A 23,702-nucleotide genomic window follows, 5' to 3' on the forward strand; every position below is an offset into this window, starting at 1 on the left:
ACTGCTTTTGAGCCGGGTTCTCGATAAGAGAGCCTTTTGAAAGGCTTGAGCCGTGTGAGGGGAAACTCTCACGCACGGTTCTTAGGGGAGGGATGGGCAGCAATGTCCATCTCTTACCCGACCAGACAGTGGAGAAGAAGCAGAAATTCATCTCCCAGATTATGACTTCTAAATCGCCGGTGCGCTCCTGCGATGATGTGGATGAAACCGCCCTCAGTTTTGCCGAGATCAAGGCTCTGTGCGCCGGAGACCCCCGTATCAAAGAGCGTATGGATCTGGATGTGGAGGTATCCCGCCTGAAGCTGATGAAAGCCGACCACCAGAGTAAGCAGTACCGCTTGGAGGATCAGCTGCTCAAATACTTCCCGGAGGAGATTGAAAAGCACAAGGGCTTTATCAAGGGCTTTGAATCTGACCTGGAGGTTTTGGCAGCTCACCCGCACCCGGAGGACGGCTTTGCCGGTATGGAGATCCGGGGAGACCTGCTGACCGATAAGGAGAACGCCGGTGCTGCCCTTTTGGACGCCTGCAAGGAGGTTAAAACCTCCGATCCGGTGCAGATCGGCAGCTATCGGGGTTATGCCATGTCCGTGGAATTTTCCGCTTGGAAACAGGAATATACGCTCCTGCTGAAAGGACAGATGACCCACCGGGCAACCCTTGGTACAGACCCTCGCGGAAATCTTACCCGTATCGACAATGCCCTCGCCCAGATGCCCCAGCGTCTGGAGGCGGCAAAGGCACAGCTGGATAACCTCTGTCAGCAGCAGGCTGCTGCAAAGGAGGAAGTCGGAAAGCCATTCCTTTATGAAGAAGAACTGAGAAGCAAAAACGCCCGTCTGGTGGAGCTGGATACCCTGCTCAACATCGACGGAAAGGGACAGGGACAGGCACACACTGAGTCCGCTGTTGCCAAAAGCACACGGCCTTCGGTGCTGGATCATCTGAAACGCCCGGTGCCGCCCCGTAGTACAGACAAGAAACCAAAACAGCATGAGGAGGTGCGATAACATGAATACCAACGATCTGAATACGGCCCTTTATGAAAAGATGGCCGCTGAGCAGGACAAATACAGGGACTGGCTGAAAAGCCAGCCCCCGGAAGAAATCCTGCACCACACCTATGAGTACACCATCCGTGAGGACATCGTGATGGCGATGGAGGAACTGGAGCTGACCGATGCCCAGGCAGAGGCACTTTTGGAATCTCCCTCGCCGCTGGCGGATGTGTACCGCTATTTTGATAAGCTGGAGACCGGCTATATGGATGTGATCCGAGACAGCATTGAAAGTCGAGCCAATGAGGTATGCAGAGAACCAGAAGAACTTAATCCCATGGTAGTTTATCTTCATTCTGCTTCATACGCGACTAAGCATGGAGAAACAGACGCATACTGGCTTTCTGACCAGGCGAATTTTTCCTGCAAAGTTGCCATTGAGCAGGCGATCAGTGCCCATTATAGGGATAACAGGCTGGATACTGCTTCTGCGGTGCAAGAGATTTTGGAGGAATTTGGAGCAGAGCGGCTGAACTTTATTCTCGCCAATACCATTCAGCATAAGGATGCAGATGGGCGGATTTCTCGTGATAACAAAGCATGGGCAAAGACCATTCCAATGCCGGAGGATAGTGCCACTTCCCAGCAATGTGCCGATCTGATAGTGGATCGAGTCAATCCGGGACTGGTGGATCTGTTTACAAGACAGGCTCGAAAGACCGTTCAGGAGAAAGAAAAAGGCTCTGTCCTGCAAAAGCTCAAACAGGAGCTGCCTGTCCATAAGCCTGCCGCCCCGAAGAAACGGGAGCCGGAGAGATGACTATGGCAAAGCGTAAGCGGGATATGCAATTAAACTTTAGAGTTTCAGCGGATGAGCTTGCTGTGATTGAGCAAAAAATGTCTCAGTTTGGAACCTCAAACCGTGAAGCCTATCTAAGAAAAATGGCACTGGATGGATATGTGGTTAAGCTGGATCTGCCAGAACTGAAGGAGTTGGTTTCCCTGATGCGCCGAAGCAGCAACAACTTAAACCAGCTGACCCGCAAAGTGCATGAGACTGGGCGGGTTTATGATGCTGACTTGGAGGATATATCCCAACGGCAGGAACAGTTATGGGAGGGCGTAAAGGAAATCCTTACTCAGCTTTCTAAACTTTCATAACAGGGATAGATACTCCATTTGCGGAGGGAGGAACGGCATTACTTCGCTGCTCCTCTCTCCGCTTCTTCTTTTTATCGGTATCCTTGTCTTTTGCCTGCCCATGCCGGATAATATGAGTAGAAAAGATACCGAGAACGCAAGGAGGAAATGATATGAAGATTTTGAAAGGGCTTTTGATGATTATAACTGCACCGATCATTTTGCTTCTGACACTTTTTGTCTGGCTCTGCACGGGGCTGATCTACATATCTGGTCTGGTGCTTGGCCTGTTCAGCACGGTGATTGCTCTGCTTGGCGTGGCTGTGCTTATTACCTATTCCCCGCAGAATGGTGTGATTCTGCTGGTCATGGCATTTTTGATTAGTCCGATGGGGCTGCCGCTGGTTGCGATCTGGCTGCTGGGCAAGGTGCAGAGTTTGAAATTTGCGATTCAGGAGTTAGTTTATGGATAAAAAATACGCAAAACCATAAAAATGCCAGACACCGTCTGTTATATTTGGGAAAAGGAATTTTATATCCGCGACTTTACTTTTGAGCTAATATTGCGTATAATATTAGTGCGAAAGGAAGTGATATGATGGGACAATTTGAACAGCTGGATCAGATGCTAACAGCACAAGAAGGAATGCTACGAACATCACAGGTCGTATCTTCTGGAATTTCAAAGCCGGTATTTTATGATTATGTGCGTTCACGAGATTTGGATAGAGTCGCACATGGGATTTATCTGTCCAAAGATTCCTGGGTGGATGCCATGTATCTGCTTCATTTGCGATTTGAACAGGCAGTATTTTCACATGAAACAGCTTTATTTTTTCACGATCTGACAGACCGTGAACCAATAGAATATACAGTTACGGTCAAAACTGGATGCAATCCAAGCAAAATGAAAGCAGAAGGCATTCAAGTTTTTACGATTAAAGCAGACTTACATGATGTAGGACTTACAACAGCGAAAACTCCGTTCGGGCATACTGTGCCGGTTTATGATATGGAGCGAACGATCTGTGATTTGCTCAGAAGCCGTAGCAGAATTGAAATTCAGACCTTTCAGGGAGCACTGAAAGCGTATGCCCGTAGAAAAGATAAGAACCTGCGAGCTTTAATGCAATATGCTGGGATGTTCAAGGTGGAAAAAATTTTACGACAGTATTTGGAGGTACTTTTATGATAAAAACAGCAAGGCAGCTTAAAGATTTAATACGAAACCTTTCCAGAGAAAAATCCGCAGATGCTCAGATTTTAATGAGGAACTACATGATGGAGCGTTTTTTGGAGCGTATTTCTCTTTCTGAGTATCGTGATAAGTTTATCTTGAAGGGTGGTATGTTGGTAGCGGCTATGGTTGGATTGGATGCCCGCTCTACGATGGATTTGGATGCAACCATAAAAGGAGCTAATGTTAATGTGGAGGATATTGAGAATCTAATTTCATCAATCATAACTGTTCCGATTGATGATGGTGTTAAATTTCAGCTGAAAAGTATTTCGGAGATTATGGATGAAGCAGAGTATCCGGGGATTCGTGTCAGTATGAGTACAACATTCGATGGCGTAGTGACCCCTTTGAAAATTGATATTTCCACAGGAGATGCAATTACTCCAAGAGAGGTCCAGTATTCATTCAAACTTATGCTGGAAGATCGCTCCATTGATATTTGGGCTTATAATTTAGAAACTGTGCTGGCAGAAAAACTGGAAACCATTATTACCAGAACCACAACCAATACTCGTATGAGAGATTTCTACGATATTTTCATTTTAGAACAGCTGCATGGAACCACGCTGAACCCGAAAATTTTACATGATGCGCTTCTGGCAACTGCTCATAAACGGGGATCGGAGAAGTATCTTAACCAAGCTGAAGAAGTTTTTGACGAAGTGGAAAATGATTCGGTTATGCAAAAACTTTGGGAGGCATACCGTAAAAAGTTTTCTTATGCTTCTGATTTGGAATGGGATGTGATTATGAAAGCAATTCGCAGGTTATATGTTCTTTGCGAGAAGGGCATCAGCTTATGAAAAAGCATGGACACTATTGTAAAGTTTGTGGTGAATACAAAGCCAACGAAAAATTTTCAGGCAAAGGTCATGCATCCCACATTTGTAAATCCTGTGCTTCGCTACCAGCAGAAAAGCAGGCTGAACTGATGACACTGAATCGTCTTTTGAATCTTCCATGGAGGCTATCGAAAGAGCAGTTGTCCTGGCTGAAAAATCGACTAAAGGATAGGCGGCCTGATGTCCGTGCATTGGCGCAAGAGCAATATGAAATGAGATTTCCACTAAGACACTTAGAAGATGATGAGTTCAATTTTTTCGATGAAGAAAGTTTTATAGAATAGTGAAAGCGGTCTGCTATGGCAGGCCGTTTTCTTTTCGGGAAGGAGGTCTGACCTATGGCAACCACGAGAATCATGCCGCTTCATGTCGGCAAGGGCCGCACAGAAAGTCGGGCGATCAGTGACATCATCGACTATGTGGCCAATCCCAAAAAAACAGATAACGGCAGGCTCATTACCGGCTATGCGTGTGACAGCCGGACTGCGGATGCAGAGTTCTTTCTGGCAAAGCGGCAGTACCTTGCCACGACCGGACGAGTGCGAGGTGCGGATGATGTGATTGCCTATCATGTGCGCCAGTCCTTCCGCCCTGGTGAGATCACACCGGAGGAAGCTAACCGGCTGGGCGTAGAATTTGCCAAGCGTTTTACCAAGGGCAATCATGCCTTTGTGGTCTGCACTCACATAGACAAATCGCACATTCATAATCACATTATCTGGTCATCGGTCAGCTTAGAATATGACCGGAAATTCCGAAACTTTTGGGGCAGCACCAAGGCAGTCCGACAGTTAAGTGACACCATCTGCGTCGAAAACGGACTGTCCATTGTGGAGAATCCGAAACCTCACGGAAAGAGCTATAACAAGTGGCTGGGCGATCAGGCAAAGCCCTCTCACCGAGAGCTGCTGCGTGTAGCGATTGACAACGCATTATCACAAAGTCCTGCTAATTTTGAGGAACTGCTGAAGCTGCTAAAAGAGTCCGGCTGTGAAGTATCAAAGCGCGGAAAATCGTATCGTTTGAAACTCCCCGGCTGGGAGAAAGCCGCCCGAATGGACAGCCTGGGCGAAGGATATGGATTAGATGATTTGCAGGCGGTTCTCTCCGGGAAGAAAGCGCATACCCCACGAAAGAAAATAGTTACACAGGCAGAGACGCAGAAGGTCAATCTGCTGGTGGACATTCAGGCAAAATTGCAGGCTGGAAAAGGTGCTGGCTATGCTCGATGGGCCAAGGTGTTCAACCTCAAGCAGATGGCGCAGACCATGAATTACTTGTCAGAGAATAACCTGCTGGAGTATGCGGTTTTGGAAGAAAAGGCTGCGGCTGCCACGGCACATCACAATGAGCTTTCGGCGCAGATCAAAGCGGCTGAAAAGCGCATGGCAGAGATTGCTGTTCTGCGTACTCACATTGTAAATTATGCCAAGACCCGTGAGGTCTATGTGGCATACCGCAAGGCAGGCTACTCTAAGAAATTCCGGGAGGAACATGAGGAAGAAATTCTGCTCCACCAGGCTGCTAAGAATGCCTTTGATGAGATGGGCGTCAAGAAGCTGCCCAAGGTCAAAGAGTTACAGACGGAGTACGCGAAATTGCTGGAAGAAAAGAAAAAGGCCTATGCCGAGTACCGGCGTTCCCGTGAGGAAATGCGGGAGCTTTTAACGGCAAAGGCCAATGTGGATCGAGTGCTGAAAATGGAGGTAGAACAGGATGTTGAAAAAGAAAAAGACCACGGCCAGCGATAAGCTGGTCCTGGTCAAAAGCGTTCGCAGAACGCGCAGCCACAGAATGAAATTCTGTGTTCAAAGGGGCTTGGGGGCACTGCCCTCAACAAGCAGTTTGTGGCGAAATGGATAGCCACAAGCATTGCTTGCCACAATATGCTGCGCATAAAATAAAAAAACTAATGATGGGACGCTTACTGCCTCCTATCATTAGTTTTCTGTGTTTAAGCGATTTATAAAACCAATCAGCATAATCAGATCGTCATCTGACATCTTTCTCATTCCGTCCAAAGCCTTCTTGATAAGCTGAGGGTTATTCTCCTGTGCATCAAAAAATTGAAGCGGCGTGATTTCAAAATACTCACAGATGTTGAGAAACTGCTTCATAGACGGCATAGAACGCCCGGAAGAAATTGCCTGAATATAGCTTCTGTTCTGCCCTAACTCCATGCTCATCTGATATTCTGAAACGCCTTTTTTCAATCGTAATTCTGTGATTCGATTGCGGATAAATTCTTCGTCCATACGCTCACCTCTCTGCTCTTTTAGCATAGCAGAAAGCAATTCTTGATACTTCGTATGTGTTGTGTTATAATTTTGTAATATAACCTTTATACGCATTATTATTTGCGTTATTTTTGCTTTATATGCGTAATCAAGGCAGTTATCAAGGGTGATTTATATGAATCAGTATGCCTGCGCCATTACCGGCCACCGACCAACAAGATTTTGCTTTGGATATAATGAGGAAGATCCCCTATGCCAAAAATTAAAAGAATGTCTCCTGGAGCAGTTTCGGATACTTCATGACGAGAAATTTGTCCGTACTTTTTTTGTCGGCGGTGCTCTTGGTGTGGATATGTGGGCTGGAGAACAGCTGCTGACATTGAGGGCACAAACGGGATACGAAGATATTAAAATTGTCGTTGTAGTTCCCTTCATCGGTTATGACTCTAAATGGCCGGATCAGAGTAGACATAGATTGAAAAAGCTGATCCAAAACGCAAACGATTCCATTGTTATTTCACATTCTGCGGATGTTTCCAGTTATAAAAAAAGGAATTACTATATGGTCGATCATGCAGAGTACCTTATCGGTGTGTTTGATAATCAGAAAAAGCTGCGCTCAGGTACAGCACAGACAGTCAACTATGCCTTGCATCAGGGAAAAGTAATCACTCTGATCCATCCAGACACTATGGAGATAACAGCCCCTGCGCCTTAACAAATTCACAAAAATTTTTCATTAGCATTTCCAACAAAATATTTTCATTGAAGGGGTGCTGTGATATAATAAGATATAAAACTACACTCAGAACAAATGGTGCCGCTATGAACAAATATATTGGACAGCAATTTGCTGCTTTAAGATACGAAAAAAATATTTTGGTTGTTGAAGAAACTACATCTGCTGGTGGATGCGGCTCCTTCAACGCGGCTTCTTCATGTCCTGCGTCAGCCTGTCTTTATGACAGTGCGGCGTGGGGCTTTTTTATTGTCTGAAAGGAGTATGAGAACATGAGTCTGAAATATACTTGCTCCAGCTGTGGAACCCCCTTGGGCTATGAGGGATTGTGTTGGAAATGTAAGTGCGAGCAGGAACGGCAAGCTGCTCTGGCCTGGACGCCGGAACAAATTGTCGAAAAACAAAGAAATTTGATACAGAACATCCAGAGGCTGGCTGATATGGAGGACCCAGAGTTCGCCAACTTTTGGCAACTGCTTGGCTACCATGATGCCATCACCTCGGAGATTCAGCGAGTGGCACTGGCCGCAGAGGTGTTCTGGCCCTGTGAGATCTATTATCATGCTCCCGCCGATGTGCGGGATGGTCTGATCCATGCGCTGTTGTCCGCGGAATATTCCAGCGCGGCCTCCAACCTGATGAGTTGCCTTGCTATGCAAGGAGATGACAAGGCAATGGAGACTCTGCTGAAGCTGGAGCGAAATCCCCGGCCCTGGCGCAAGGGCCTCTATGTGGACCCCTCCAGCTATGCACAGATCGGAGGCTGGACCTTCGACAAGGAGGGCCAGAGAATCCAGCTCAACTTCGATACCTGCTATCCTATGGTCAAGGGAACCACTGGCGAGAAATCTCCCGTCCGCATTGGCCGAGAACGGGAAGATACCTGTCCCCACTGCGGCGGACGCGTGGTGGATATATTGGTGCTGGACGGCCGGGATGAGCGTCTGAAATTTCTGGGGTTGGATGGTATCCTGACTGCCACCTGCTGCCCCAGCTGCGTGGGATTCCTCAAAGGCCCCGCCTTCAACCGGTTTACCCTGGATGGCGGCGTGGAGGTCTTTCCCTCTGAGCTATTTGACGGCGCGGAGAAGACGGATTGCTATGTCAGTCCCGAGGAGTACAAGGCCCTCACGGAAAATCCCTTTGTGCTGGGCGAAGCGCCTGTGTCCCTGTTTTACGGTGCGGCCTGCCAGGATGTGAATACCATCGGCGGCTTTGCCAATTGGGTGCAGGACGCGGAATATACGACCTGTCCTCACTGCGGCAAGCCCATGAAGTATCTGGCCCAAATCCAGTGGGATATGGTGTTTGACTGTGCGGAGGGCACGCTCTATGTGGAATTCTGCCCGGACTGTCATATCGTGTCCATGCAGCACCAGCAGACCTAAAAAAGTCGCACAGTATGAAAAGAGAAATACCAGCAGGTATTTGCGTGAGGAGGAAGTAGAATGAACAGCGAACAGACCACAGCATTTTTGCAAGAGCATTGGCACATTGCATCGGTGCTCATCGGAGCCGTGATTTTAATTGGAGCGATCCGCAACTGGAACTGGCTCTGCGACCCCACTGGTACGCGAGATGCCCATCGACACAGCAGAGGATACCGGCGTGTGGTTTTCTTTCTGTTGGGTGTCCTCCTGATTGTGGTGAGTATCTGGGGATTTGTGCTGAAATTGAAATAGAAGGAGAAAGACTATGATGACTGAGAAATATCCCACCTGGCTCACCGGCCATGTGAAAGAGTGGGCGGAAAAGCGTTTGCCTACCGTGACACTCTGTTCCACCGCCGGCAATGAACTGCTGGAAGTTTGGTATTACGGAGATCTGCTCACTGTGAAGGGAGAGCCCCAATCCTATATTGTAGATAGCGATGAGGCCCCCGGACTGGTGGCAGCCCGTGACCCAGAGAGCGGTGAGGAGTTCGTTATCTTTGACGGTGGACGGCATGGCTACGACCATCTGTTCTGCGATGAACACGATCCATCTGAATTGGAACACCGTCCCCTCAAGCAATATGAGATCCCTGCCTCCAAGTTGGTGCTGGAGCTGGGGTACAACATCGACTATGAGGACGAAAAAGAAGACTTCGAACCGGATGAGTCGGATACTGTGGAACTGATCAACGGCGAGCGGATGCCCTGGGAGCAAGTCAAGCGGGACGGCATCGACTATATTGCCCTTTACTATGTGAACGAGAAAGGAAAACCAGTCCAGATTTTGGACGCGGAATTGGCATAAGTTTTGTGCTGGCTCAGGAGGTGGAACTGCAATGTCAATCACTGCTTATAAAATAGAAGTCGTCGGCCATGACCGAACCGGCGAAGATTATGGCTATGTAAATATCATGTACCGCTATGGCAACAAGCAGTCCTGTCCTCGGCCAGATCAATGTGAAAAGATAGAGGTCATGTGGGCGGATGAGAGCGTCTACGGGCCGCCTGCTCCTGGCAGCAAGGTGGGCGACTTTATACAGACATGGCTGATAGGCTCCTGGGACTGCGGAGTATTTACCCACCGGGAGATCGCCCAGCGGCTCATGGATACCTTTACCGGTCTGAAGCTCAAGGAACTGGCGTGGTTTGAGAACCCCAGAGAAAAGACTCTGAAAAACGGAAAGCCCCGTGCGCGCCGGGCCAAGTGGCTACCGGACCGGGAGGTGGATCTGGTCTACCTCTATTCTGACCGCTATCTTGACGCCAGAAATCCCTCTCCCGCCGAAACCGACTTCTTCACCGTCACAAGGATGGATGCCTGGGGCGTGAGCACCTGGTTCATGTGTACCCCACAGGCCGCTGAAAAGCTGATCGCCATGGATTACGATAATCTGGCTATCCAGGAAACCACCATTGTGGGATAAAAGGAGAATGCGGCATGATTGGAACAGATGAAAACCGGGCGGCGCTTCATGTGGAGGTCATCTTCTGGAGCGGCAAACGAAAAATACCACCCAGCCTGGTCAGTGGAAAGTATTGTCCCCATTTTGTGGTTATTGGAACTACGGAATATCTGGGTGTATGCTTTCTGGACGGAACCGAGTGTACATTTGATACACCGGCCTTGGGAAATGCCCAGCCCCTCTATCCAGATACCATTGACTATGCTCCGCTGGAAAACAATGCGGAATTTTTAATCTATGAGGGAGCCAATGCCGTTGGCAAAGGCCGGGTGCTGGGCCGGACCGTTCCCTATCAAGTGAAACAACAACGAAAGTAGGTGCCTTATGTACCAAATTGCATATATTGGCCGCTGGGAGACCCTCCCGGAAACGGCTGCCGCCATCTGTGACCATGACACGCCCAAGCTGGAGGCGCTGCTTCAAGGCGGTCTGGATTTAGATGTTCCCATCCAGCTCAGCGAATACATCAAGCTGATGCCATTGGAGATTGCGGTTTTTCGGAACGATGTGCCTATGATCCACTTCCTGCTGGAGCATGGAGCTGATTCCAGTCTGGCAGAGGAACAGCCCCTGCTGCTCACCGCCGCCCGCTGTTGTGGGCCGGAGGTGGTGGCGCTCTTTGCTGGACAGGCCGCAAAGCTCAGCTCGAAGCAGAAAGAGCGGGCCTTCCAGGAGGTGCGCTGGGGCAAGCGCCCGGAGAATATCCAGGTGCTGGAGCAAGCCGGGATTACAGTGGAGAAGTTTGGCGGCGAGGCATTCCGGGCCGCTGTGTCCGAGGGCAATACCAAACTTGCCCGGCTGCTTCTGGAAAAAGGGGCAGACATCAATTATCACAAGCCGGACATGGTGTTCCCTTACGCCTCCACCCCTGTCACCGAGGCCGCCCGCTCCAACAATTTCCCTATGGTGCGCTGGCTCATTGAGCAAGGAGCCGACATCACCATTGCTGACAAATACGGCGACCGGCCTTACACCGTGGCGGTGCAGAACAAAAATCAAGAGCTGGCCGACTACCTGAAAGCCCTGGAGCCGGAGGAATGGCACAACGAGCAGGAAAAGATCCGGCAGCTCATGCCCTACAAGCTGCCCGCCAAGCTGGTGGAATACTTGAAGACCGGCCCCCTGCGGCTGGAGTTCCCGGATCAGGAATGGGTGAAGTGGGCGGAGCTCTACTCCTTCATGGATGTGCAGGAGATGACCTGGAAACGGAAGAAGCTGCTCTCCCTGATGGTGCAGATGGACAACTACAGCGACTATCTGCTGCTGTGGAGCCCCAGGGACAAAAAGCTGTGGTATCTGGACATCGAGCATGAGGAATTCCACCCTCTGGCCAAATGGGATGACTTCATCGCAGATCCCGGCCGGTATCTGAACGGGATGATCGAGGGTGAGTTTGAGGAGTAAAGCCATGACATCAATAGACTTTCTGAACAAGGTACATAAAAGCCTGGACTCGCAGGAATACAGCCTCTCTTATTCTCCGGCGAAGTCCAAGAATTATATGCTGTACTGCAACGGCAACTTCATCGGCGGCCTGTTCGATGAGGAGCTGTGCTTCGTCTACGCCGACAGCGTGAGTGAGCTGCTGGGGCAGCCGGAACCCGTCTACCGTGGCTACTCCAGTACCGCCCAGCACAGGATGCTGGTAATCCCGGAGGAACACTGGGCGAAGGCGCTGAAACTGCTCTATGCTGAGAAATTTGACTGGAGCCGTTTGGTGTACGACATCACCTACACCAGCATTGGCGCGGCTGTGGTGGAGGACTTCTATGACGAGAATGTGGTATTCCTGCGCTTCTGCTTTGAAAAGGAACTGCTGAAAAAGAACCCTCTGGACCGGCAGGGCCGTATCCTGCGGATGGTCTATCTCAATCAGGACCTGACAGAAGCGGGCAAATATCTGTTCCCCAGACTGCTGCAAAAGTTCCTTGTTTTTACAGATCGCAAAGGAAAAACCAGTCTGGAAACCATGCTGCAACGGTGGTACACCGCTCTGGAGAAGGAGTACCGCAGCCAGATAACGGGATAAGGTGGCAACAACATGACAGAAGAAAACAGAACCTATATCACCCATCTCAAGGTCACGGATGTCCCGTGGCACCGGCTCACCACCGCCTATGGCCGGGGGACGGATTTTCCCGCACACCTGACAGTGCTGGAGCAGATGCGTGATTTGGCGTCCGTCAAAGAGTCCCTCTACGAGCTCACCACCAACATGGAGCACCAGAGTACCCTTTGGCACGCCACCCCCTTTGGTATGGTGTTCCTGAGCCGAATTCTGGAGAAGGCCCTCGCAGACAGCGGGCAGAACCCCGCAGCCCATTTCCTGGCCGGGGAGCTGCTGGACTTCTTCTCCTGCATCCTCCAGTGCTTCCACGACGGGGACGAGATGGAGCACGCCGAGGCGCTGCCGCTGTTCTCCGATCTGCTGAAGGAAGAATACCTGTGGTCGGAGGAATACGACGAGGAAGAAGATGAGATGCGCTACGAGGAGGACGAGGTTTTCCCGGATGACCTATTTTACAGCTTCTATTACTATTCCTGGCAGGCGGTGCTGGCCTACCGGGATATATTGGAGCAGGTTTCGGAGGAGTTTGCCGGGCCTGCCGCCGCAGTGCTGAAACTGCTGTAAAGGAGGATACGCAATGTTTGAAGAATTCTATGAGATGTACGAGCCCGAGGAGCAGGAAGTGGTCGCTCTGATCAATCGCTGCATTGGGGGCGGATTTAACTGGAAAGGCAACTTTTGGGAAATGACCGTTGTGACGCTGGGCATAGTGTTTTGTGACACCGGCAAGGTCAGCACCAAAGAGGAGCGGCTGGATTGGCCGGTCACCGAGGAGGAGCGTAACGGCGAAAAGGGCTGGGGACGCTTTGGCAAGGAGCAGATCTGCCGCCTGAAGATCCGCCGGATGAAGGAAGAATGGGCAAAGGATCTGGTGGTGCAGCCCTGGTGTATCTCCCAGGTGGTCAAGGCCCACGAGGACTGCCCGGAACTCCAGGCCGTTCTGGACGAGTACCACAAGCCGGTGGTGATCCAGGACCAGGTGCTGGGAGAACTGACACTGGACAAGGACTATGATGCCTTCGAGGGCGAAATCCAGTGGTGCGGAAAGGATGTGAGCCTTTCTCTGGAGGTCAATGCTGAGAGCAAGCCATCCTGGACCCGCGCCCGCAGCGCCGCCAAGAAGCTGCTGGCCGACTGTGAAACTTGGGATAAGGCCATGCGGGACCTTGCAGCCAAGAACCTGACCGAGCTGGCCAACAACTGGCTCTCCCAGGATGAGGAAAATCCCCGCAACCCGGAAACCGACCCCATCACAGAGGAAGAACTTGCCCGGCGGATCAGTATGACCAGCCTGTCCGTCACCTCCGGCGGCAGCTTCACCGCCTGGTTTGACTGCGACGAGATCTTCACCGACCATGCGGTGACGGTCTACGGCTCTTTGAAAAAGGGCCTCAAAACTGCCAACATTGAGGGGTAAGGAGGATAACATTATGAAACTGAACTGTAAACGCATTGATTTTACATATATACCCGGCGAGGAAATCTTCAACTTTCCCGAGGAATCGGGACTACCCTTTCTCTTCGATGTAGAGGAAGAACTGACCGGCGATCCTGCTGCCATGGATGCGGTGGGAAAAATGCTGGATGAGGCGGAGAAATTGGCGGAGAAGGCCAAAACCGCCATCAAAGCGGCGCTGGCGGACGAGGACAGCCGCTACCATAGCGTTGTGACATTTTTCATGGAGTTCCACCGGGACGATGTAGGCCCGGATATTGCGGCGGAACTGTTTCCGGGAACCGACCCGGCCAAGCTGTCCTTTGCCGAGATGGTGGACTTTTTGAAGCTCAAGCGGTTTGGTAGTCTGGTGGATGACGAGATGGATCAACAAGTGTTCATCATGGATTTGTCCTTCAACCCGGAGATCACCGACGAGCTGATGGTAATCTACTTTGACTTAAACCAGGAGATTTTCTGTATTACCCATGAAAGCTGAGGAACAAAAAAGAGAAAAATATCTGCCCACACTTCTGATCCAGCAGATCCGCCTGCAATGGTATAAAGACTGCCGAGGCGGAAATGCGGCCGCACAGCGGAACCAGTATCCCAGAGCCATGCGGCTGCCTAAAGACTTCTTCTCCTATTATCCTTTTGGTCTGCCTACTCACTTTGCATCTATCATACAGAGGCCCGATGGATTTCAGATCGATAGGGACTGTCGCAGGCTGATGGAGTGGAAGCCGAATGGCACAATGCGACTTCACCCTTTTGAACTGATTCAGCAGGAGTCCGGAATCCATGTGCGTTACCGCAATGATTGGCACATCGGTGCGATGCCGGAGCGATATACCTACGATAAGACCGGGCAGAAACAGCCTCTCAATGAGCTGGCATTGGATTTGGCTCCCGGTGAGTATGGGAGAGCTGTCTGCAATGGGCGGTTCCGGGACTGGGATACAGGAATCTGGTATTATGTACTGGATATTTTGAATGTAATGCCGCTTACAGAACCCACTGACTCATTGACCAGTTTTACGGACAGAGAGCCTAATAAGATATATACCCAGATTGACCGACTGTGGTGACGAAAGACAGGAGGATAACCACATGATTTCCACAAAAGATTTATCTGGCCTTCCCAATGCGGAGCGCCTGAAAAACTTCTGCAAAGGGCTGGCAACTCTGGACATCATCATGGTGGAGGAGGAATGGAGCTTCATCCGCCACTATACATACAACCCCGCATGGCGAAAAGGCAAAGAGGCATTCTTTGCCACTGATGGCAGTGACCAGAGCATGATCGTCATGTTTGCGCCGGAAGGCTGTGTAATCAACGGTGTGGATTCCGAACTCTACGACTGGGAGGAAAAACTTCCCCGTATCGAATACCTGACGGATGGGATGCCCCCTGCGTTGCAAAAGCTCATGGGCAGCCGTGAAGTCAAAAAGATGAAAAGCACCTTCTGCGTCTGGACGGAAGATGGCACCACCTGGCACTGCAATCCCATGGACGGCGAGGACGCATCCAAAGATCTGCTCTCCACGATTGATGGTAATCCACAGAGCTATGTGGATTACGGGAAGTGGTTTTACCCAGCAGACCTGCCTTTGGAGGCTGTGCGCCAGCTTGCTGATGGGGTTCCGGTGACAAAAGAACTGGTCGCTGCGCTGAACCCGAAACGCAGCGAATGGGAAGAAATCAAGACGGGCCTTGATAAGATCGGATATCCAAATGAACTTTAATTCGCAGCCGACAGGAGAGGATTCGAGTGATCAAAGAACGCATCCCCATCTCCGGCGATCTCAAAAGCAAGGTCAAGCAGCTGATGGAGTACGCCGGATGGTACGAAGGCCGCAGTGTGGATATTTCCATTGCGGAGCAGTATTACGCCAATCATGGCGTCCCGATGATGAAGACCACTCAGCGGTTTTACCGCAAGTATTTCGGCCTGTGCTGCGAGTGGTACTTGGAACAGAAAAAGATGAACTGGGCAGCGGACTTTCAATTTGCTTTGTTTCCCTACCTGGTCAACGGGATCAAAAACCATTTGGAGGAGCCTATTTCCGGGATATGTCCGGCTGTGAGCTGGCGGAGATCGAACAGGCTGCCGGTCAGAAGTGCCAGCCCATCGGTCATATCGGCTACTACTACCCGGCGGAGGTCTGGATCTCCGAGTACGGGAAACTGTATGCGAAATATGAGTACCAGGATGAGATCGAGTGCTTTCCGGATGTGTTTGCCCTGATCGAACGGGAACTGCGGCAGTACAAATTTGATTCCGCTGCCATGAAAACAGTGGAGGCACTGGACGGAAAACTATGAAACAGGACTTTACGATTTGGCGCAATCAAATATTGCAGAATCCGTGGGACATTTCACCGCTGAAATTCGGAATGTCACAGGATGAGATCATGGAGGTATTTGGCAAGCCCGATGCCGTTTCCACCATGAGAAGCGGCGGAAAGCCTTTGATACTCAAATATTGTGACATTGAACTGCATTTCGATAGAAAAGCCCCTCATGGGCTCTACTTAGTTTACAGCGACGATGAGATCGAGTTGAGCATCACAGCCGAGCACGAAGAAACGCTGCAACCAATCACCAACACAGAGCCGGTGGACAATGAGTTTTTCTTTCAAGATGGAGCGGTCTATTTCTCCGGCTTATATGAAAACGGTCTGCTCAAAGGTGTTGCGCCCAAAGACTTTTGCTGCTGGCATTACTGGGGCAAATCCTCTACGGCCTGCTTTCTTGGCGGGATTCGCCTTCGTGGAGCAGATCCGGCATCGTTTCGGGTGTTAAACTATGCCTATGCGATGGACAAAACAGCCGTCTACACCACCAGCGGGAGAATCCCAGATGCAGAGCTGGCAGCCTTCCAGGTGTTGGACAAGGGCCAGAACGATTCAGGCGCGCCCCAGGGATATGCAAAGGACAGCCGGCAGGTCTACTTCCACAACGGGGACGGCAAGGTGAAGATCATCAAGGGCGCGGAGGTCTCCTCTTTCCGCTCGTTGGGTGATACCTATTTTGCCAGGGATGAGAAACGGATCTATGCCTACGGGAAGCAACTCTCAAAAGCGGATCTGACCGCATGGGAATTGCTCAGTCACTGGTATTCCCGCGATGCCAGGCGGGTGTACTACCTCAACCGGGAGATCAAGGGCGCGGATCGGGACAGTTTTACAGTTTGCACTCCTGTGGACGCGGCTCTACTTGCCGATCATCTGGCCCGCGATAAAGACCATTTTTACCAAAATGATGAGATAATGGAAGAAACACAGTGGCTGGAACAGCTGCGCAAAATGACCCAAGAACCGTAAACGGAGGAAAACAGCTATGGATTATTTGAAAATACTGCATGAAAAGCCTGATTTGGCGGATGAATTTGATTCGCTGTTTGACTTCTTCCTGCTGGATGAGTTGTCCCCGCGGGATGACGCAGAAGGCCGATGCACCTTCTCCCTACCCGGTATGGCCTTTGCCAGAGATGGCTCCGGCGGAGAATACCACCTGTTGGAAGATGGCTCCATCGGCTATTACAGCAGCGAAGGGGAGGCAGGCCGTCTGGCCGAGAGCATGGATGACCTTTTTTCCCTGCTTGTGAGCTGTATCTGCTGGCACGACTGCTGTGACACAAAGCAGTATGTAGATTCCAAAACACTGGAGGAGTATGGGCAGAGGCAGCGCAACTGTAACTTGGAAGATATGGATATGGACAGTTTGCAACGGGTGTCTGATGCCCTCGGTATCCCTACTGGTGAGCCGCTGGCTCCGGTTCTGGAGCGGTTCCGCAAAGCAACCCAGCGTGAGCCTGTGTACCAGTGTATATTTCACGAGGACGATGGAAGCCTGACTGAATCATACGGTTTGATGTTTGAATGAGAAAGGAGAAATCACGATGAAAGCATTTGACCCGAATTACAAACTGCTGGACGAAATGTATCAGGACGATTACTATCCTGCTTTTCTGGTGAACAAGGTAAAGGACGAGCTTCAGAAGGTCATCGACCTGTTGGAGAGCGGCGAAACCGACACCGATGCGGTGCAGGAAACGCTGGACGAGGCGGTCTGCGGCATCAACGATCTTCAGGAGGAATTTGACGAGAACGACAGCGAGATCGAAACGGTGGCGCGGGAATGTATTGCGGCAACCGTGGCCTACATTCTGGAGTGGTTTGGCATCCCCATTGACACTGAGGAGGCCATCCGGGAACGGGACTGGTGAGCCCTATGGCAGAAAAAGAACTGGCCCTTTGTGATGAGTGCGGCAGCCTGTTTTTCAAAGGCTCCTCACAGATGATGGGGCTGTGCCCGGAATGTGCCCATATTCTCTATGGCTACCCGAATTGTGACCATCATTTTCAGGATGGCCGGTGTGTGAACTGCTATTGGGACGGCTCGGAGAGTGTGTACATCAAGAAACTGAATCAACAGGAGGAAACTGATATGCCTACGACCGAATGGCTGAACAAATACGAATCCATCAAGGATAAACTGACCTGCAAAGTTGACTTGGAGGCCCATTTTACAGAAAAAGTGATTGGGAATATGGCGGTGGATGTGCTGGACATCGGCACCGTCCATTTCCCCACCGGGCAAATCTTCGCCTGTGATCCGCTGGTGGAGCTGGAGGACACTCTGCCCTTCCTTCAAACGATCCCCGCCGGAACTTATCCCGTGAAAATCTGCGTGGTGCCCAGCGAACAATACGGCGACCGCTACGCCTGCGTCAAGGTGGAGGTCAGCCGGGAAAAGCCTGTCCGCTATGAGCTGGGCATGGTGGGCAACGAGAATCTGGACGCGGCACTGGGAGATGATGACTACTTCGGTTTCGGCGTAGATGCCGGAATGGGGTGTATTGCAGACATCCAGACCCAGGCGGCTTTCAAAACATACTGGGCCAAGCGGCTGGAGGAGGACCCGGACATCGACCCCTACAACGACCTGTTCTGCGACTTACTGGAGGAAAACGCCCAAGCCCACCCCAAATATCAGGGGGACTGCGGCGACTGGCTCAACTGGACCGTGCCGGACACGGACTGCAACCTGCCCATCTTCTCCTCTGGCTGGGGTGACGGTTACTATCCCGTCTACTTCGGCTATGACGCAAAGGGCGAAGTCTGCGCCGTGTATGTGCGCTTCATCGACATTGAAGCCAGTTATCGAGAGCAGGATTAAAAATGTGACAGAACAAAGGAGAGCGCCATGAAAGCCAACGCCGGAGAGGTCTATACAGTCTATAACCAATATCTGAAACGCTACACCGCCTGCCAGGTGGCCTATATTGCGCCGCCGGACACGGTGAGCAAAGAATCTTGGGCGGTGGTCCTCTCTCTGGATTGGGTGGGCGACGCCCCTCTGACTGCGGAGGAACTGCCCCATCTCCGCCCGCTCTACAAGGACTTCATGTACTGGTCCCGCGACCTCCACCTGCTGCGGGTGCCGTTGGAGGTCCCGCCCCAGTACACGCTGGTTGGCACACTGCCGCCCTTCACCGACCAGCCCTGCCGCTCCTATGGAGGCTGGAGTGACGGCTATGATGTGTACCTCCAGATCCGGTGGCAGGCCATTCCGGAGGAACGGCGGCGGGCCTTCAAGGAGGCCATGGAGAGCGAAGAGAAAACGGAGATCGGCGGTATCCCGGTGAAGGTCAGCAGCCATCGGGTGATGGACCAGTACGCACCATTCGATTCGGCACTGGAACTAAAGGCTCTGCCCTGCCTCTCCGAACTCATCTGCCAGCGGTGGCACCCGGATCTGCTGGAATTTCTGAGGGGGAATCCCTTTATCAGTGAGCTGACCCTGCTGAACCACGGTCAGAGGACACTTGATCTGCGGGGCACCAGCATCAGAAAGCTGATGCTGGACATGACCGGGCTGGAGGAGCTATGGCTGTGTGAGGGAACGGAGCAGCTCCTGTTCCAGAACAAGGGGCTGGACGCCTGTACCATCCATGCCCCCGAAGATGGCAGCGGCTTGACCCTCCAATTTATCGGGGAATACTGCCCGCACACGGAACTGCCGAACTTACGGGGGCTGCATGGCATCGAGCTGAAGGACTTTGATCTGACCGGGCTGGCTGCTGTCCATCCCCATCTGAAGGAGCTGCGGCTCTGGGGCGCGCCGGGAAACCTGCAAAACTTCTCCGCTGTGGGAGCGTTCCGGGAACTGACGAACCTCTCCACCTTTGATCTGTTCGGCTTCGGGGCGGACGACATCCCCACCCCGGAGCAGATGCCGGAGCTTCGCTGGTTCTGGATGACCAGCCTGCCGGAAGATGCGGCAAAAGCGGCAAAGCAGCTCTGGAAAAGCAAGCCGGGAATGGATCTGCGGATCACCAAGCCCCGGAAACCGGAGTGGCTGGCGCAAAACCTGGACAACCCCTTCCGGGGCTGGGACGGCGCGGAGCATATCCCTGCCGCCGCTGCAAAAAAAGCAGCCAACCAATACCGCAAGACTCGCTCCCTGCTGATGAAGCTGGCCACTGAACCGGGCGAGGACGCCCAGGCCCAGGCGATGGATGCGGTGACAGCCTACACCCAGACTTTCAACAAGATGGGCTTTATCGAAACCGAGGAGCGGGATGAAATTTACATGGCTCTGCGGGGTATCCTGGATGCCCTGCCGGATGGCACGCTCCAGAAGGATGCCCTGATGGAGAAGTTTGAGCAGTTGAGGGATTTTTGAAAGGGGTGTCACATTGAGCTACACAAAATTCAGCAAAGAAGTAACCAAGTGGCTGAAAGACAATGGTCTGCCCTGCTATGGGACAGCCAACGATAGCCCCGAAGAAACAAAGGCCCGGCTGGACGCATGGATGCGCGGGATCAAAGAGATACTGCGCCAGTGGATCACAGAAAAGCGTTACCGTGAACTGATCTCCTGCGCCCACGGAGGCTGGTATCAGGATGATGTAATTTTTGAGCCCTTGGCTGAACACTTTGTGGCGAACCACCTGTTTGATGAACTGCGGTTTCTCTGCGAGCGCGGCATCCGTTTTTCTGCGGAAGATATGCTGTCCACCATTCAATCTGAGAAAGAGGAGCACGGGTCGCTTGATATAGAAACCATTCGGAACATAGATGTTCCAAGCTATGTGGCAGGCCGCAGTTATTCCCATTTGGGGGAAATCGCAAAATACAGGAAACGGGCACTGGATCAGATCATCCGCTATATAGGCTATCTGGAGCAGATCCACGCGCCTGCGGAGTATCTGGAACAGGTAAAATTCCTGCAAAAGATCGTTGCGGATCTGACAATCAAAGCAAAGGATTTGAAACCATTCCGATTTCGGCTGTGAAAGCAATTTCTTGAAAGGAGCGTGTGGGCGTATGAGCCGAATTGTTGATGAACCCTACTTTACATACAGTGCATACGACGCCCTCACCTCCGGCATTCAGGTGAAATGCCCCAAGTGTCATGGCACGGGCGTGGTGACCGCGGATGAGGATAATGCCTATTTCCGCTGCCTGAGCTGCGGCCATCAGGTGGCCCGTGATCGGACGATCTACCGCTACGATGTCCATAACCAGTGCAAAAACTGCGGCAGGTACTACCTGGTGGATATTGAAGATGAGGAAAGGCAGCACTTTTCCGTTCTCCATGTGGCCTGCCCCTATTGTGGGACAACCATGCCGGGAGAAGTCCATAAAACAGCGGAGGCGTTTTCATATATTGGCGAAATCAGGGATGGACGAGAACCTTATTTCGGGTTGGAACTATGGTTTTTGACTTCATTTCAGGGAAAACCTGTATGGGCACTCAACCGAGAACATCTTGCCTATCTGATCGGCTATCTCAGCGCCGACCTGCGGGAAAAGCCGCCGGGAAGAGCGAAAATGACCCAGGCCGACCATCTCCCCACCTTTATGAAAACCGCAAAGAACCGGGAGCGGATCGTGAAGCTACTGAGGCAAATGCAGGAGAAATGAAGATGGAACAGAAAGTGATTTACAACGGCCAAATTCTTACTCTGACTCGGTTTTGGGCAACAGGAGAGCCTTGCCTGTGGATCACCGACCCACAGCAGATCGGAATGCCTAAAATGGAATTTGTGGGAGGCCACCCGGACGAATACTGCATTTTCCTGAAGAATCTGACTGAAACAGAACTGTCACAGATCACATCTCTGGACGGTGCTCCACTGGATGTAAAAGAAGAACGAAACGACATCGAATGAGGAGAACACTATGAAAGACCTTTGCCAATACGGAAACCGACCGGAGGACGAATGGGAAATCTTGCCCTGGATACCTGACCCGCGCCCGCCCTTCAAAATTTGGGCGAAGCCGGAGCAGATCGCGCCATTCTTTCTCATTCCCCACCACCCCTATGCGATCTCCCTTCTGCTGAAAATCAGTGACGGATTCCGGACAGAGGAATTCCGACGGCTGGGACTGATCGGCAGCAGCGAGGATTGGGAGCGGCTTGTCCGGGGCGTGATCCAGGAGTTCGAGGAAAACAACAGCGGCGTGGATCTGTTTCACTTCGACTCCGACGAAGATGTGTTCTGCGTGTACTCCCAATACATCGATGACCTGATGCTGCTGGCAAAAATGATCCGAGTAGCCTGTGCCGATGAAAAAGCGATGCGGACTTATCTTGGCAAGATCGAGTACATCAAGCTCTTTTGGGAGGGCGCACCGGAGGGTGAACCAGCGGTCATCCTCTATGAAGTGGATACCGAAAATGAGCGGCTGGCCCATCGCTCCATCGACATTTTTGCAGATGGCCGCACCCACAACAACCCTGACCTTTACGACGGTGCCATCGAGATTACGCCGATCCCCACTGTGGAGGAGTTGAACGCCCATGTCTGGGGCGAGGAATTCCACGCCTGCATCATAGAGCAGGCGGAATTTGAGGCCATCTGGGAGAGCCACGCCTATAATGAAGAATTAAAGGGGACGGGAGAAATTGGATGAAACAGACAGATATTTATACCGAAGCTCTGACCTGTCTGCGCTCCATCCTTCTGGCAGACCATCCAGAGTTCCAAAACTGGATTGACTGGCTGGAACGGGATATTGAGGACTGGACCCAGCGGCGGGAGGTCGCCCACCACCTTCGGGCTTATGGCGGCATGGGCTCGTTCAATGACCTGCCCAGTATGCGTGGAAATCACGACTACATTTTCGGCTTTCTCAAGTCCGTGTGCTATGCCTTCGGCCATCTTTATGGCAAACGGGAAGGCATTTCTCCGGAGGCACTGATGGAGGAGTGCCTGCACGATGTAGAGCAGGCAGCCTATCACTCATATAAGGCACTGAACCAAGCCATTGCCCAGCACTTGATGCAGGGCGATTTGCAAGAGAATCTGGATCGGCTGTAGGAGGACAAACGATGGTTCAAGCGTGGCGCAAGGTGGATTTTGGCACTGGAACAGTCACCTTTTTGGATGACACACAAAAAGAAGATATGCTGCAAGTGGAATATCCAAACGGATTTTTGTTGGATATGGGCTGGTATCAGGACAGATACATCATTTCTATCATTCATAATTTTGATTGGACGCATCCAGTCAAGCGGTATGAAACGGCAGACGGAAATCAGCTTCCCGCGCTGTTGACAGAGGCAGTTCGCTTTGTAGAAAAGAAATCGCGGACTGCCGAACGGGAGAAATCAGAGGTGAACATGATGCAGGTAAGAAAATTGGAGGGATACCGTGACAAAATCAAGGCCGCTTATGAAGCAAGTGCCTTCACAAAGGGTACCCGCCCAGAACCGGAGGATGCTGTGAAACGATTTGAAAGCAGGTATACTCCCATCCCAGCAGAGTACCGCTGGCTGCTTTTGAACTTCGGCGGCTGCTATTTGGCGGAGCCGTGGATCTTCACACTGAAAGAGTTGGAAGAAGCCTACCCGATTTTTCAAGAGGCTTATGAGGATTACATGAGCGAATATGACCACGGCCCCACCTTTCCAATCGGAGGCTTGGGTGACGGGAGTATCGTATTTATCGACTTGGAGAGCGGCAGAGTCCGGGGCTATAACCGTGACTATGCCGATCTGGAGGAGATTGCCGAGAATTTTTCCAGCCTGCTCCTGGGCCTTGTGGAACAGGCATTGGAACTGGGAAACCTGTGCAAAGAATTGTGAGG

General features: G+C 51.5%; 34 protein-coding genes and 1 pseudogene. 33 read left to right on the forward strand and 2 right to left on the reverse strand.

All coding sequences use genetic code 11. From position 1 onward, the window contains the following. Positions 1-122 precede the first annotated feature (122 nt). The 8 genes and pseudogenes from HW447_RS10140 to HW447_RS10175 form a co-directional block, all read left to right on the forward strand. Positions 123-1,010 (forward strand): annotated as a pseudogene (locus HW447_RS10140) (SNF2-related protein); the annotation flags it as partial. 1 nt (position 1,011) lies between these two features. Further along, positions 1,012-1,818 (forward strand): DUF3848 domain-containing protein, encoded by an 807-nt coding sequence (locus tag HW447_RS10145; RefSeq protein ID WP_002569160.1) that lies wholly within the window; start codon positions 1,012-1,014, stop codon positions 1,816-1,818. Beyond that, the gene (locus HW447_RS10150) at positions 1,815-2,159 is read left to right on the forward strand and encodes a plasmid mobilization protein (RefSeq protein WP_002569159.1); all 345 of its coding nucleotides are present in this window, start codon (positions 1,815-1,817) and stop codon (positions 2,157-2,159) included. Before HW447_RS10145 ends, HW447_RS10150 begins: the two co-directional genes overlap by 4 nt. A 152-nt stretch (positions 2,160-2,311) precedes the next feature. Then, positions 2,312-2,611: a CD1845 family protein gene (locus tag HW447_RS10155; RefSeq protein WP_002569158.1), complete on the forward strand. Its 300-nt coding sequence runs from the start codon at positions 2,312-2,314 to the stop codon at positions 2,609-2,611. 125 nt (positions 2,612-2,736) lie between these two features. Next, positions 2,737-3,330, forward strand: a complete 594-nt coding sequence (locus HW447_RS10160) for a type IV toxin-antitoxin system AbiEi family antitoxin domain-containing protein (protein WP_425516120.1) — start codon at positions 2,737-2,739, stop codon at positions 3,328-3,330. Then, positions 3,327-4,181 carry a nucleotidyl transferase AbiEii/AbiGii toxin family protein gene (locus HW447_RS10165; RefSeq protein WP_176255197.1) on the forward strand — a complete coding sequence of 285 codons (855 nt, stop codon included), beginning with the start codon at positions 3,327-3,329 and terminating at the stop codon, positions 4,179-4,181. The genes HW447_RS10160 and HW447_RS10165 overlap by 4 nt, the downstream gene beginning before the upstream one ends. After that, positions 4,178-4,504, forward strand: coding sequence for a hypothetical protein (locus HW447_RS10170; protein ID WP_176255198.1), 327 nt, complete (start codon positions 4,178-4,180; stop codon positions 4,502-4,504). Before HW447_RS10165 ends, HW447_RS10170 begins: the two co-directional genes overlap by 4 nt. Before the next feature lie 54 nt (positions 4,505-4,558). Next, positions 4,559-5,971, forward strand: a complete 1,413-nt coding sequence (locus HW447_RS10175) for a relaxase/mobilization nuclease domain-containing protein (protein ID WP_176255199.1) — start codon at positions 4,559-4,561, stop codon at positions 5,969-5,971. Positions 5,972-6,160: 189 nt separating this feature from the next. Here the strand turns inward: HW447_RS10175 and HW447_RS10180 are convergent, their stop codons facing one another. After that, positions 6,161-6,475, reverse strand: a complete 315-nt coding sequence (locus HW447_RS10180; protein ID WP_002569154.1) for a helix-turn-helix domain-containing protein — start codon at positions 6,473-6,475, stop codon at positions 6,161-6,163. Between the two features lie 157 nt (positions 6,476-6,632). On the opposite strand from HW447_RS10180, the gene HW447_RS10185 reads away from it, so the two are divergent. The 13 genes from HW447_RS10185 to HW447_RS10245 all read left to right on the forward strand — a co-directional run bounded on the left by HW447_RS10185 (position 6,633) and on the right by HW447_RS10245 (position 15,341). Beyond that, positions 6,633-7,175 (forward strand): SLOG family protein, encoded by a 543-nt coding sequence (locus tag HW447_RS10185; protein ID WP_006059597.1) that lies wholly within the window; start codon positions 6,633-6,635, stop codon positions 7,173-7,175. 293 nt (positions 7,176-7,468) lie between these two features. Beyond that, positions 7,469-8,584, forward strand: a complete 1,116-nt coding sequence (locus tag HW447_RS10190) for a hypothetical protein (RefSeq protein ID WP_176255200.1) — start codon at positions 7,469-7,471, stop codon at positions 8,582-8,584. Between the two features lie 60 nt (positions 8,585-8,644). Then, positions 8,645-8,878, forward strand: a complete 234-nt coding sequence (locus HW447_RS10195; RefSeq protein WP_002569151.1) for an immunity 17 family protein — start codon at positions 8,645-8,647, stop codon at positions 8,876-8,878. A 13-nt stretch (positions 8,879-8,891) separates the two neighbouring features. Then, positions 8,892-9,434: a hypothetical protein gene (locus tag HW447_RS10200; protein WP_002569150.1), complete on the forward strand. Its 543-nt coding sequence runs from the start codon at positions 8,892-8,894 to the stop codon at positions 9,432-9,434. 31 nt (positions 9,435-9,465) lie between these two features. Next, complete coding sequence (locus HW447_RS10205) at positions 9,466-10,053, forward strand: hypothetical protein (protein ID WP_002569149.1); 588 nt, start codon at positions 9,466-9,468, stop codon at positions 10,051-10,053. Between the two features lie 14 nt (positions 10,054-10,067). Beyond that, positions 10,068-10,409, forward strand: a complete 342-nt coding sequence (locus HW447_RS10210; protein WP_002569148.1) for a hypothetical protein — start codon at positions 10,068-10,070, stop codon at positions 10,407-10,409. Between the two features lie 7 nt (positions 10,410-10,416). Beyond that, positions 10,417-11,496, forward strand: coding sequence for an ankyrin repeat domain-containing protein (locus HW447_RS10215; RefSeq protein WP_002569147.1), 1,080 nt, complete (start codon positions 10,417-10,419; stop codon positions 11,494-11,496). 4 nt (positions 11,497-11,500) lie between these two features. Next, positions 11,501-12,121 (forward strand): hypothetical protein, encoded by a 621-nt coding sequence (locus tag HW447_RS10220; protein WP_002569146.1) that lies wholly within the window; start codon positions 11,501-11,503, stop codon positions 12,119-12,121. Positions 12,122-12,133: 12 nt separating this feature from the next. Beyond that, the gene (locus HW447_RS10225; RefSeq protein ID WP_002569145.1) at positions 12,134-12,724 is read left to right on the forward strand and encodes a hypothetical protein; all 591 of its coding nucleotides are present in this window, start codon (positions 12,134-12,136) and stop codon (positions 12,722-12,724) included. A 13-nt stretch (positions 12,725-12,737) separates the two neighbouring features. Then, a complete protein-coding gene (locus tag HW447_RS10230; RefSeq protein WP_002569144.1) occupies positions 12,738-13,577 on the forward strand; it encodes a DUF2262 domain-containing protein in 840 nt (279 codons plus the stop codon). A 13-nt stretch (positions 13,578-13,590) separates the two neighbouring features. After that, entirely contained in the window at positions 13,591-14,094 is a 504-nt protein-coding gene (locus tag HW447_RS10235) for a DUF2004 domain-containing protein (protein ID WP_002569143.1), read from the forward strand. Beyond that, entirely contained in the window at positions 14,084-14,683 is a 600-nt protein-coding gene (locus HW447_RS10240; RefSeq protein ID WP_002569142.1) for a hypothetical protein, read from the forward strand. The genes HW447_RS10235 and HW447_RS10240 overlap by 11 nt, the downstream gene beginning before the upstream one ends. 22 nt (positions 14,684-14,705) lie before the next feature. Further along, complete coding sequence (locus tag HW447_RS10245) at positions 14,706-15,341, forward strand: hypothetical protein (protein ID WP_002592902.1); 636 nt, start codon at positions 14,706-14,708, stop codon at positions 15,339-15,341. Here HW447_RS10245 and HW447_RS18010 read toward each other — a convergent pair. Continuing rightward, positions 15,338-15,496 carry a hypothetical protein gene (locus tag HW447_RS18010; RefSeq protein ID WP_207742681.1) on the reverse strand — a complete coding sequence of 53 codons (159 nt, stop codon included), beginning with the start codon at positions 15,494-15,496 and terminating at the stop codon, positions 15,338-15,340. The genes HW447_RS10245 and HW447_RS18010 overlap by 4 nt on opposite strands. Between HW447_RS18010 and HW447_RS10250 the strand changes: the two genes are divergently transcribed. The 12 genes from HW447_RS10250 (at position 15,425) to HW447_RS18260 (ending at position 23,700) form a co-directional block, all read left to right on the forward strand. Further along, on the forward strand, positions 15,425-15,844 hold the full coding sequence (locus tag HW447_RS10250; RefSeq protein WP_242869401.1) for an SUKH-3 domain-containing protein: 420 nt from the start codon (positions 15,425-15,427) through the stop codon (positions 15,842-15,844). The two genes, HW447_RS18010 and HW447_RS10250, sit on opposite strands and share 72 nt — an antisense overlap. 73 nt (positions 15,845-15,917) lie before the next feature. After that, positions 15,918-16,922, forward strand: coding sequence for a DKNYY domain-containing protein (locus HW447_RS10255; RefSeq protein ID WP_002569139.1), 1,005 nt, complete (start codon positions 15,918-15,920; stop codon positions 16,920-16,922). Between the two features lie 16 nt (positions 16,923-16,938). Then, the gene (locus HW447_RS10260) at positions 16,939-17,484 is read left to right on the forward strand and encodes a hypothetical protein (RefSeq protein WP_002569138.1); all 546 of its coding nucleotides are present in this window, start codon (positions 16,939-16,941) and stop codon (positions 17,482-17,484) included. Between the two features lie 16 nt (positions 17,485-17,500). Then, a complete protein-coding gene (locus tag HW447_RS10265) occupies positions 17,501-17,827 on the forward strand; it encodes a DUF5713 family protein (RefSeq protein WP_002569137.1) in 327 nt (108 codons plus the stop codon). Between the two features lie 5 nt (positions 17,828-17,832). Next, the gene (locus HW447_RS10270) at positions 17,833-18,780 is read left to right on the forward strand and encodes a DUF4241 domain-containing protein (RefSeq protein ID WP_002569136.1); all 948 of its coding nucleotides are present in this window, start codon (positions 17,833-17,835) and stop codon (positions 18,778-18,780) included. A 27-nt stretch (positions 18,781-18,807) separates the two neighbouring features. Next, positions 18,808-20,289 (forward strand): hypothetical protein, encoded by a 1,482-nt coding sequence (locus tag HW447_RS10275; RefSeq protein ID WP_002569135.1) that lies wholly within the window; start codon positions 18,808-18,810, stop codon positions 20,287-20,289. Between the two features lie 13 nt (positions 20,290-20,302). After that, complete coding sequence (locus HW447_RS10280; protein WP_002569134.1) at positions 20,303-20,902, forward strand: hypothetical protein; 600 nt, start codon at positions 20,303-20,305, stop codon at positions 20,900-20,902. A 31-nt stretch (positions 20,903-20,933) separates the two neighbouring features. Next, positions 20,934-21,533, forward strand: a complete 600-nt coding sequence (locus HW447_RS10285; RefSeq protein ID WP_176255201.1) for a hypothetical protein — start codon at positions 20,934-20,936, stop codon at positions 21,531-21,533. 2 nt (positions 21,534-21,535) lie between these two features. Then, entirely contained in the window at positions 21,536-21,781 is a 246-nt protein-coding gene (locus HW447_RS10290; RefSeq protein ID WP_002569132.1) for a hypothetical protein, read from the forward strand. Between the two features lie 61 nt (positions 21,782-21,842). After that, complete coding sequence (locus tag HW447_RS18520; RefSeq protein ID WP_243176270.1) at positions 21,843-22,526, forward strand: Imm51 family immunity protein; 684 nt, start codon at positions 21,843-21,845, stop codon at positions 22,524-22,526. Beyond that, a complete protein-coding gene (locus tag HW447_RS10300) occupies positions 22,523-22,933 on the forward strand; it encodes a DUF6966 domain-containing protein (protein WP_002569130.1) in 411 nt (136 codons plus the stop codon). Before HW447_RS18520 ends, HW447_RS10300 begins: the two co-directional genes overlap by 4 nt. 11 nt (positions 22,934-22,944) lie before the next feature. Continuing rightward, positions 22,945-23,700, forward strand: a complete 756-nt coding sequence (locus tag HW447_RS18260; RefSeq protein WP_002569129.1) for an SMI1/KNR4 family protein — start codon at positions 22,945-22,947, stop codon at positions 23,698-23,700. The last annotated feature ends 2 nt before the right edge of the window (positions 23,701-23,702 follow it).

Origin of the sequence: Enterocloster alcoholdehydrogenati, assembly GCF_013282095.1 — a bacterium.
GTDB classification, from domain to species: Bacteria; Bacillota; Clostridia; order Lachnospirales; family Lachnospiraceae; genus Enterocloster; species Enterocloster alcoholdehydrogenati.

Coding starts and splice junctions, on each gene's coding strand:
- HW447_RS10145 (WP_002569160.1), top strand. CDS start 1,012: ATGAATACCAACGATCTGAATACGGCCCTTTATGAAAAGATGGCCGCT.
- HW447_RS10150 (WP_002569159.1), top strand. CDS start 1,815: ATGACTATGGCAAAGCGTAAGCGGGATATGCAATTAAACTTTAGAGTT.
- HW447_RS10155 (WP_002569158.1), top strand. CDS start 2,312: ATGAAGATTTTGAAAGGGCTTTTGATGATTATAACTGCACCGATCATT.
- HW447_RS10160 (WP_425516120.1), top strand. CDS start 2,737: ATGGGACAATTTGAACAGCTGGATCAGATGCTAACAGCACAAGAAGGA.
- HW447_RS10165 (WP_176255197.1), top strand. CDS start 3,327: ATGATAAAAACAGCAAGGCAGCTTAAAGATTTAATACGAAACCTTTCC.
- HW447_RS10170 (WP_176255198.1), top strand. CDS start 4,178: ATGAAAAAGCATGGACACTATTGTAAAGTTTGTGGTGAATACAAAGCC.
- HW447_RS10175 (WP_176255199.1), top strand. CDS start 4,559: ATGGCAACCACGAGAATCATGCCGCTTCATGTCGGCAAGGGCCGCACA.
- HW447_RS10180 (WP_002569154.1), bottom strand. CDS start 6,475: ATGGACGAAGAATTTATCCGCAATCGAATCACAGAATTACGATTGAAA.
- HW447_RS10185 (WP_006059597.1), top strand. CDS start 6,633: ATGAATCAGTATGCCTGCGCCATTACCGGCCACCGACCAACAAGATTT.
- HW447_RS10190 (WP_176255200.1), top strand. CDS start 7,469: ATGAGTCTGAAATATACTTGCTCCAGCTGTGGAACCCCCTTGGGCTAT.
- HW447_RS10195 (WP_002569151.1), top strand. CDS start 8,645: ATGAACAGCGAACAGACCACAGCATTTTTGCAAGAGCATTGGCACATT.
- HW447_RS10200 (WP_002569150.1), top strand. CDS start 8,892: ATGATGACTGAGAAATATCCCACCTGGCTCACCGGCCATGTGAAAGAG.
- HW447_RS10205 (WP_002569149.1), top strand. CDS start 9,466: ATGTCAATCACTGCTTATAAAATAGAAGTCGTCGGCCATGACCGAACC.
- HW447_RS10210 (WP_002569148.1), top strand. CDS start 10,068: ATGATTGGAACAGATGAAAACCGGGCGGCGCTTCATGTGGAGGTCATC.
- HW447_RS10215 (WP_002569147.1), top strand. CDS start 10,417: ATGTACCAAATTGCATATATTGGCCGCTGGGAGACCCTCCCGGAAACG.
- HW447_RS10220 (WP_002569146.1), top strand. CDS start 11,501: ATGACATCAATAGACTTTCTGAACAAGGTACATAAAAGCCTGGACTCG.
- HW447_RS10225 (WP_002569145.1), top strand. CDS start 12,134: ATGACAGAAGAAAACAGAACCTATATCACCCATCTCAAGGTCACGGAT.
- HW447_RS10230 (WP_002569144.1), top strand. CDS start 12,738: ATGTTTGAAGAATTCTATGAGATGTACGAGCCCGAGGAGCAGGAAGTG.
- HW447_RS10235 (WP_002569143.1), top strand. CDS start 13,591: ATGAAACTGAACTGTAAACGCATTGATTTTACATATATACCCGGCGAG.
- HW447_RS10240 (WP_002569142.1), top strand. CDS start 14,084: ATGAAAGCTGAGGAACAAAAAAGAGAAAAATATCTGCCCACACTTCTG.
- HW447_RS10245 (WP_002592902.1), top strand. CDS start 14,706: ATGATTTCCACAAAAGATTTATCTGGCCTTCCCAATGCGGAGCGCCTG.
- HW447_RS10250 (WP_242869401.1), top strand. CDS start 15,425: ATGGAGTACGCCGGATGGTACGAAGGCCGCAGTGTGGATATTTCCATT.
- HW447_RS18010 (WP_207742681.1), bottom strand. CDS start 15,496: ATGATTGGCGTAATACTGCTCCGCAATGGAAATATCCACACTGCGGCC.
- HW447_RS10255 (WP_002569139.1), top strand. CDS start 15,918: ATGAAACAGGACTTTACGATTTGGCGCAATCAAATATTGCAGAATCCG.
- HW447_RS10260 (WP_002569138.1), top strand. CDS start 16,939: ATGGATTATTTGAAAATACTGCATGAAAAGCCTGATTTGGCGGATGAA.
- HW447_RS10265 (WP_002569137.1), top strand. CDS start 17,501: ATGAAAGCATTTGACCCGAATTACAAACTGCTGGACGAAATGTATCAG.
- HW447_RS10270 (WP_002569136.1), top strand. CDS start 17,833: ATGGCAGAAAAAGAACTGGCCCTTTGTGATGAGTGCGGCAGCCTGTTT.
- HW447_RS10275 (WP_002569135.1), top strand. CDS start 18,808: ATGAAAGCCAACGCCGGAGAGGTCTATACAGTCTATAACCAATATCTG.
- HW447_RS10285 (WP_176255201.1), top strand. CDS start 20,934: ATGAGCCGAATTGTTGATGAACCCTACTTTACATACAGTGCATACGAC.
- HW447_RS10290 (WP_002569132.1), top strand. CDS start 21,536: ATGGAACAGAAAGTGATTTACAACGGCCAAATTCTTACTCTGACTCGG.
- HW447_RS10300 (WP_002569130.1), top strand. CDS start 22,523: ATGAAACAGACAGATATTTATACCGAAGCTCTGACCTGTCTGCGCTCC.
- HW447_RS18260 (WP_002569129.1), top strand. CDS start 22,945: ATGGTTCAAGCGTGGCGCAAGGTGGATTTTGGCACTGGAACAGTCACC.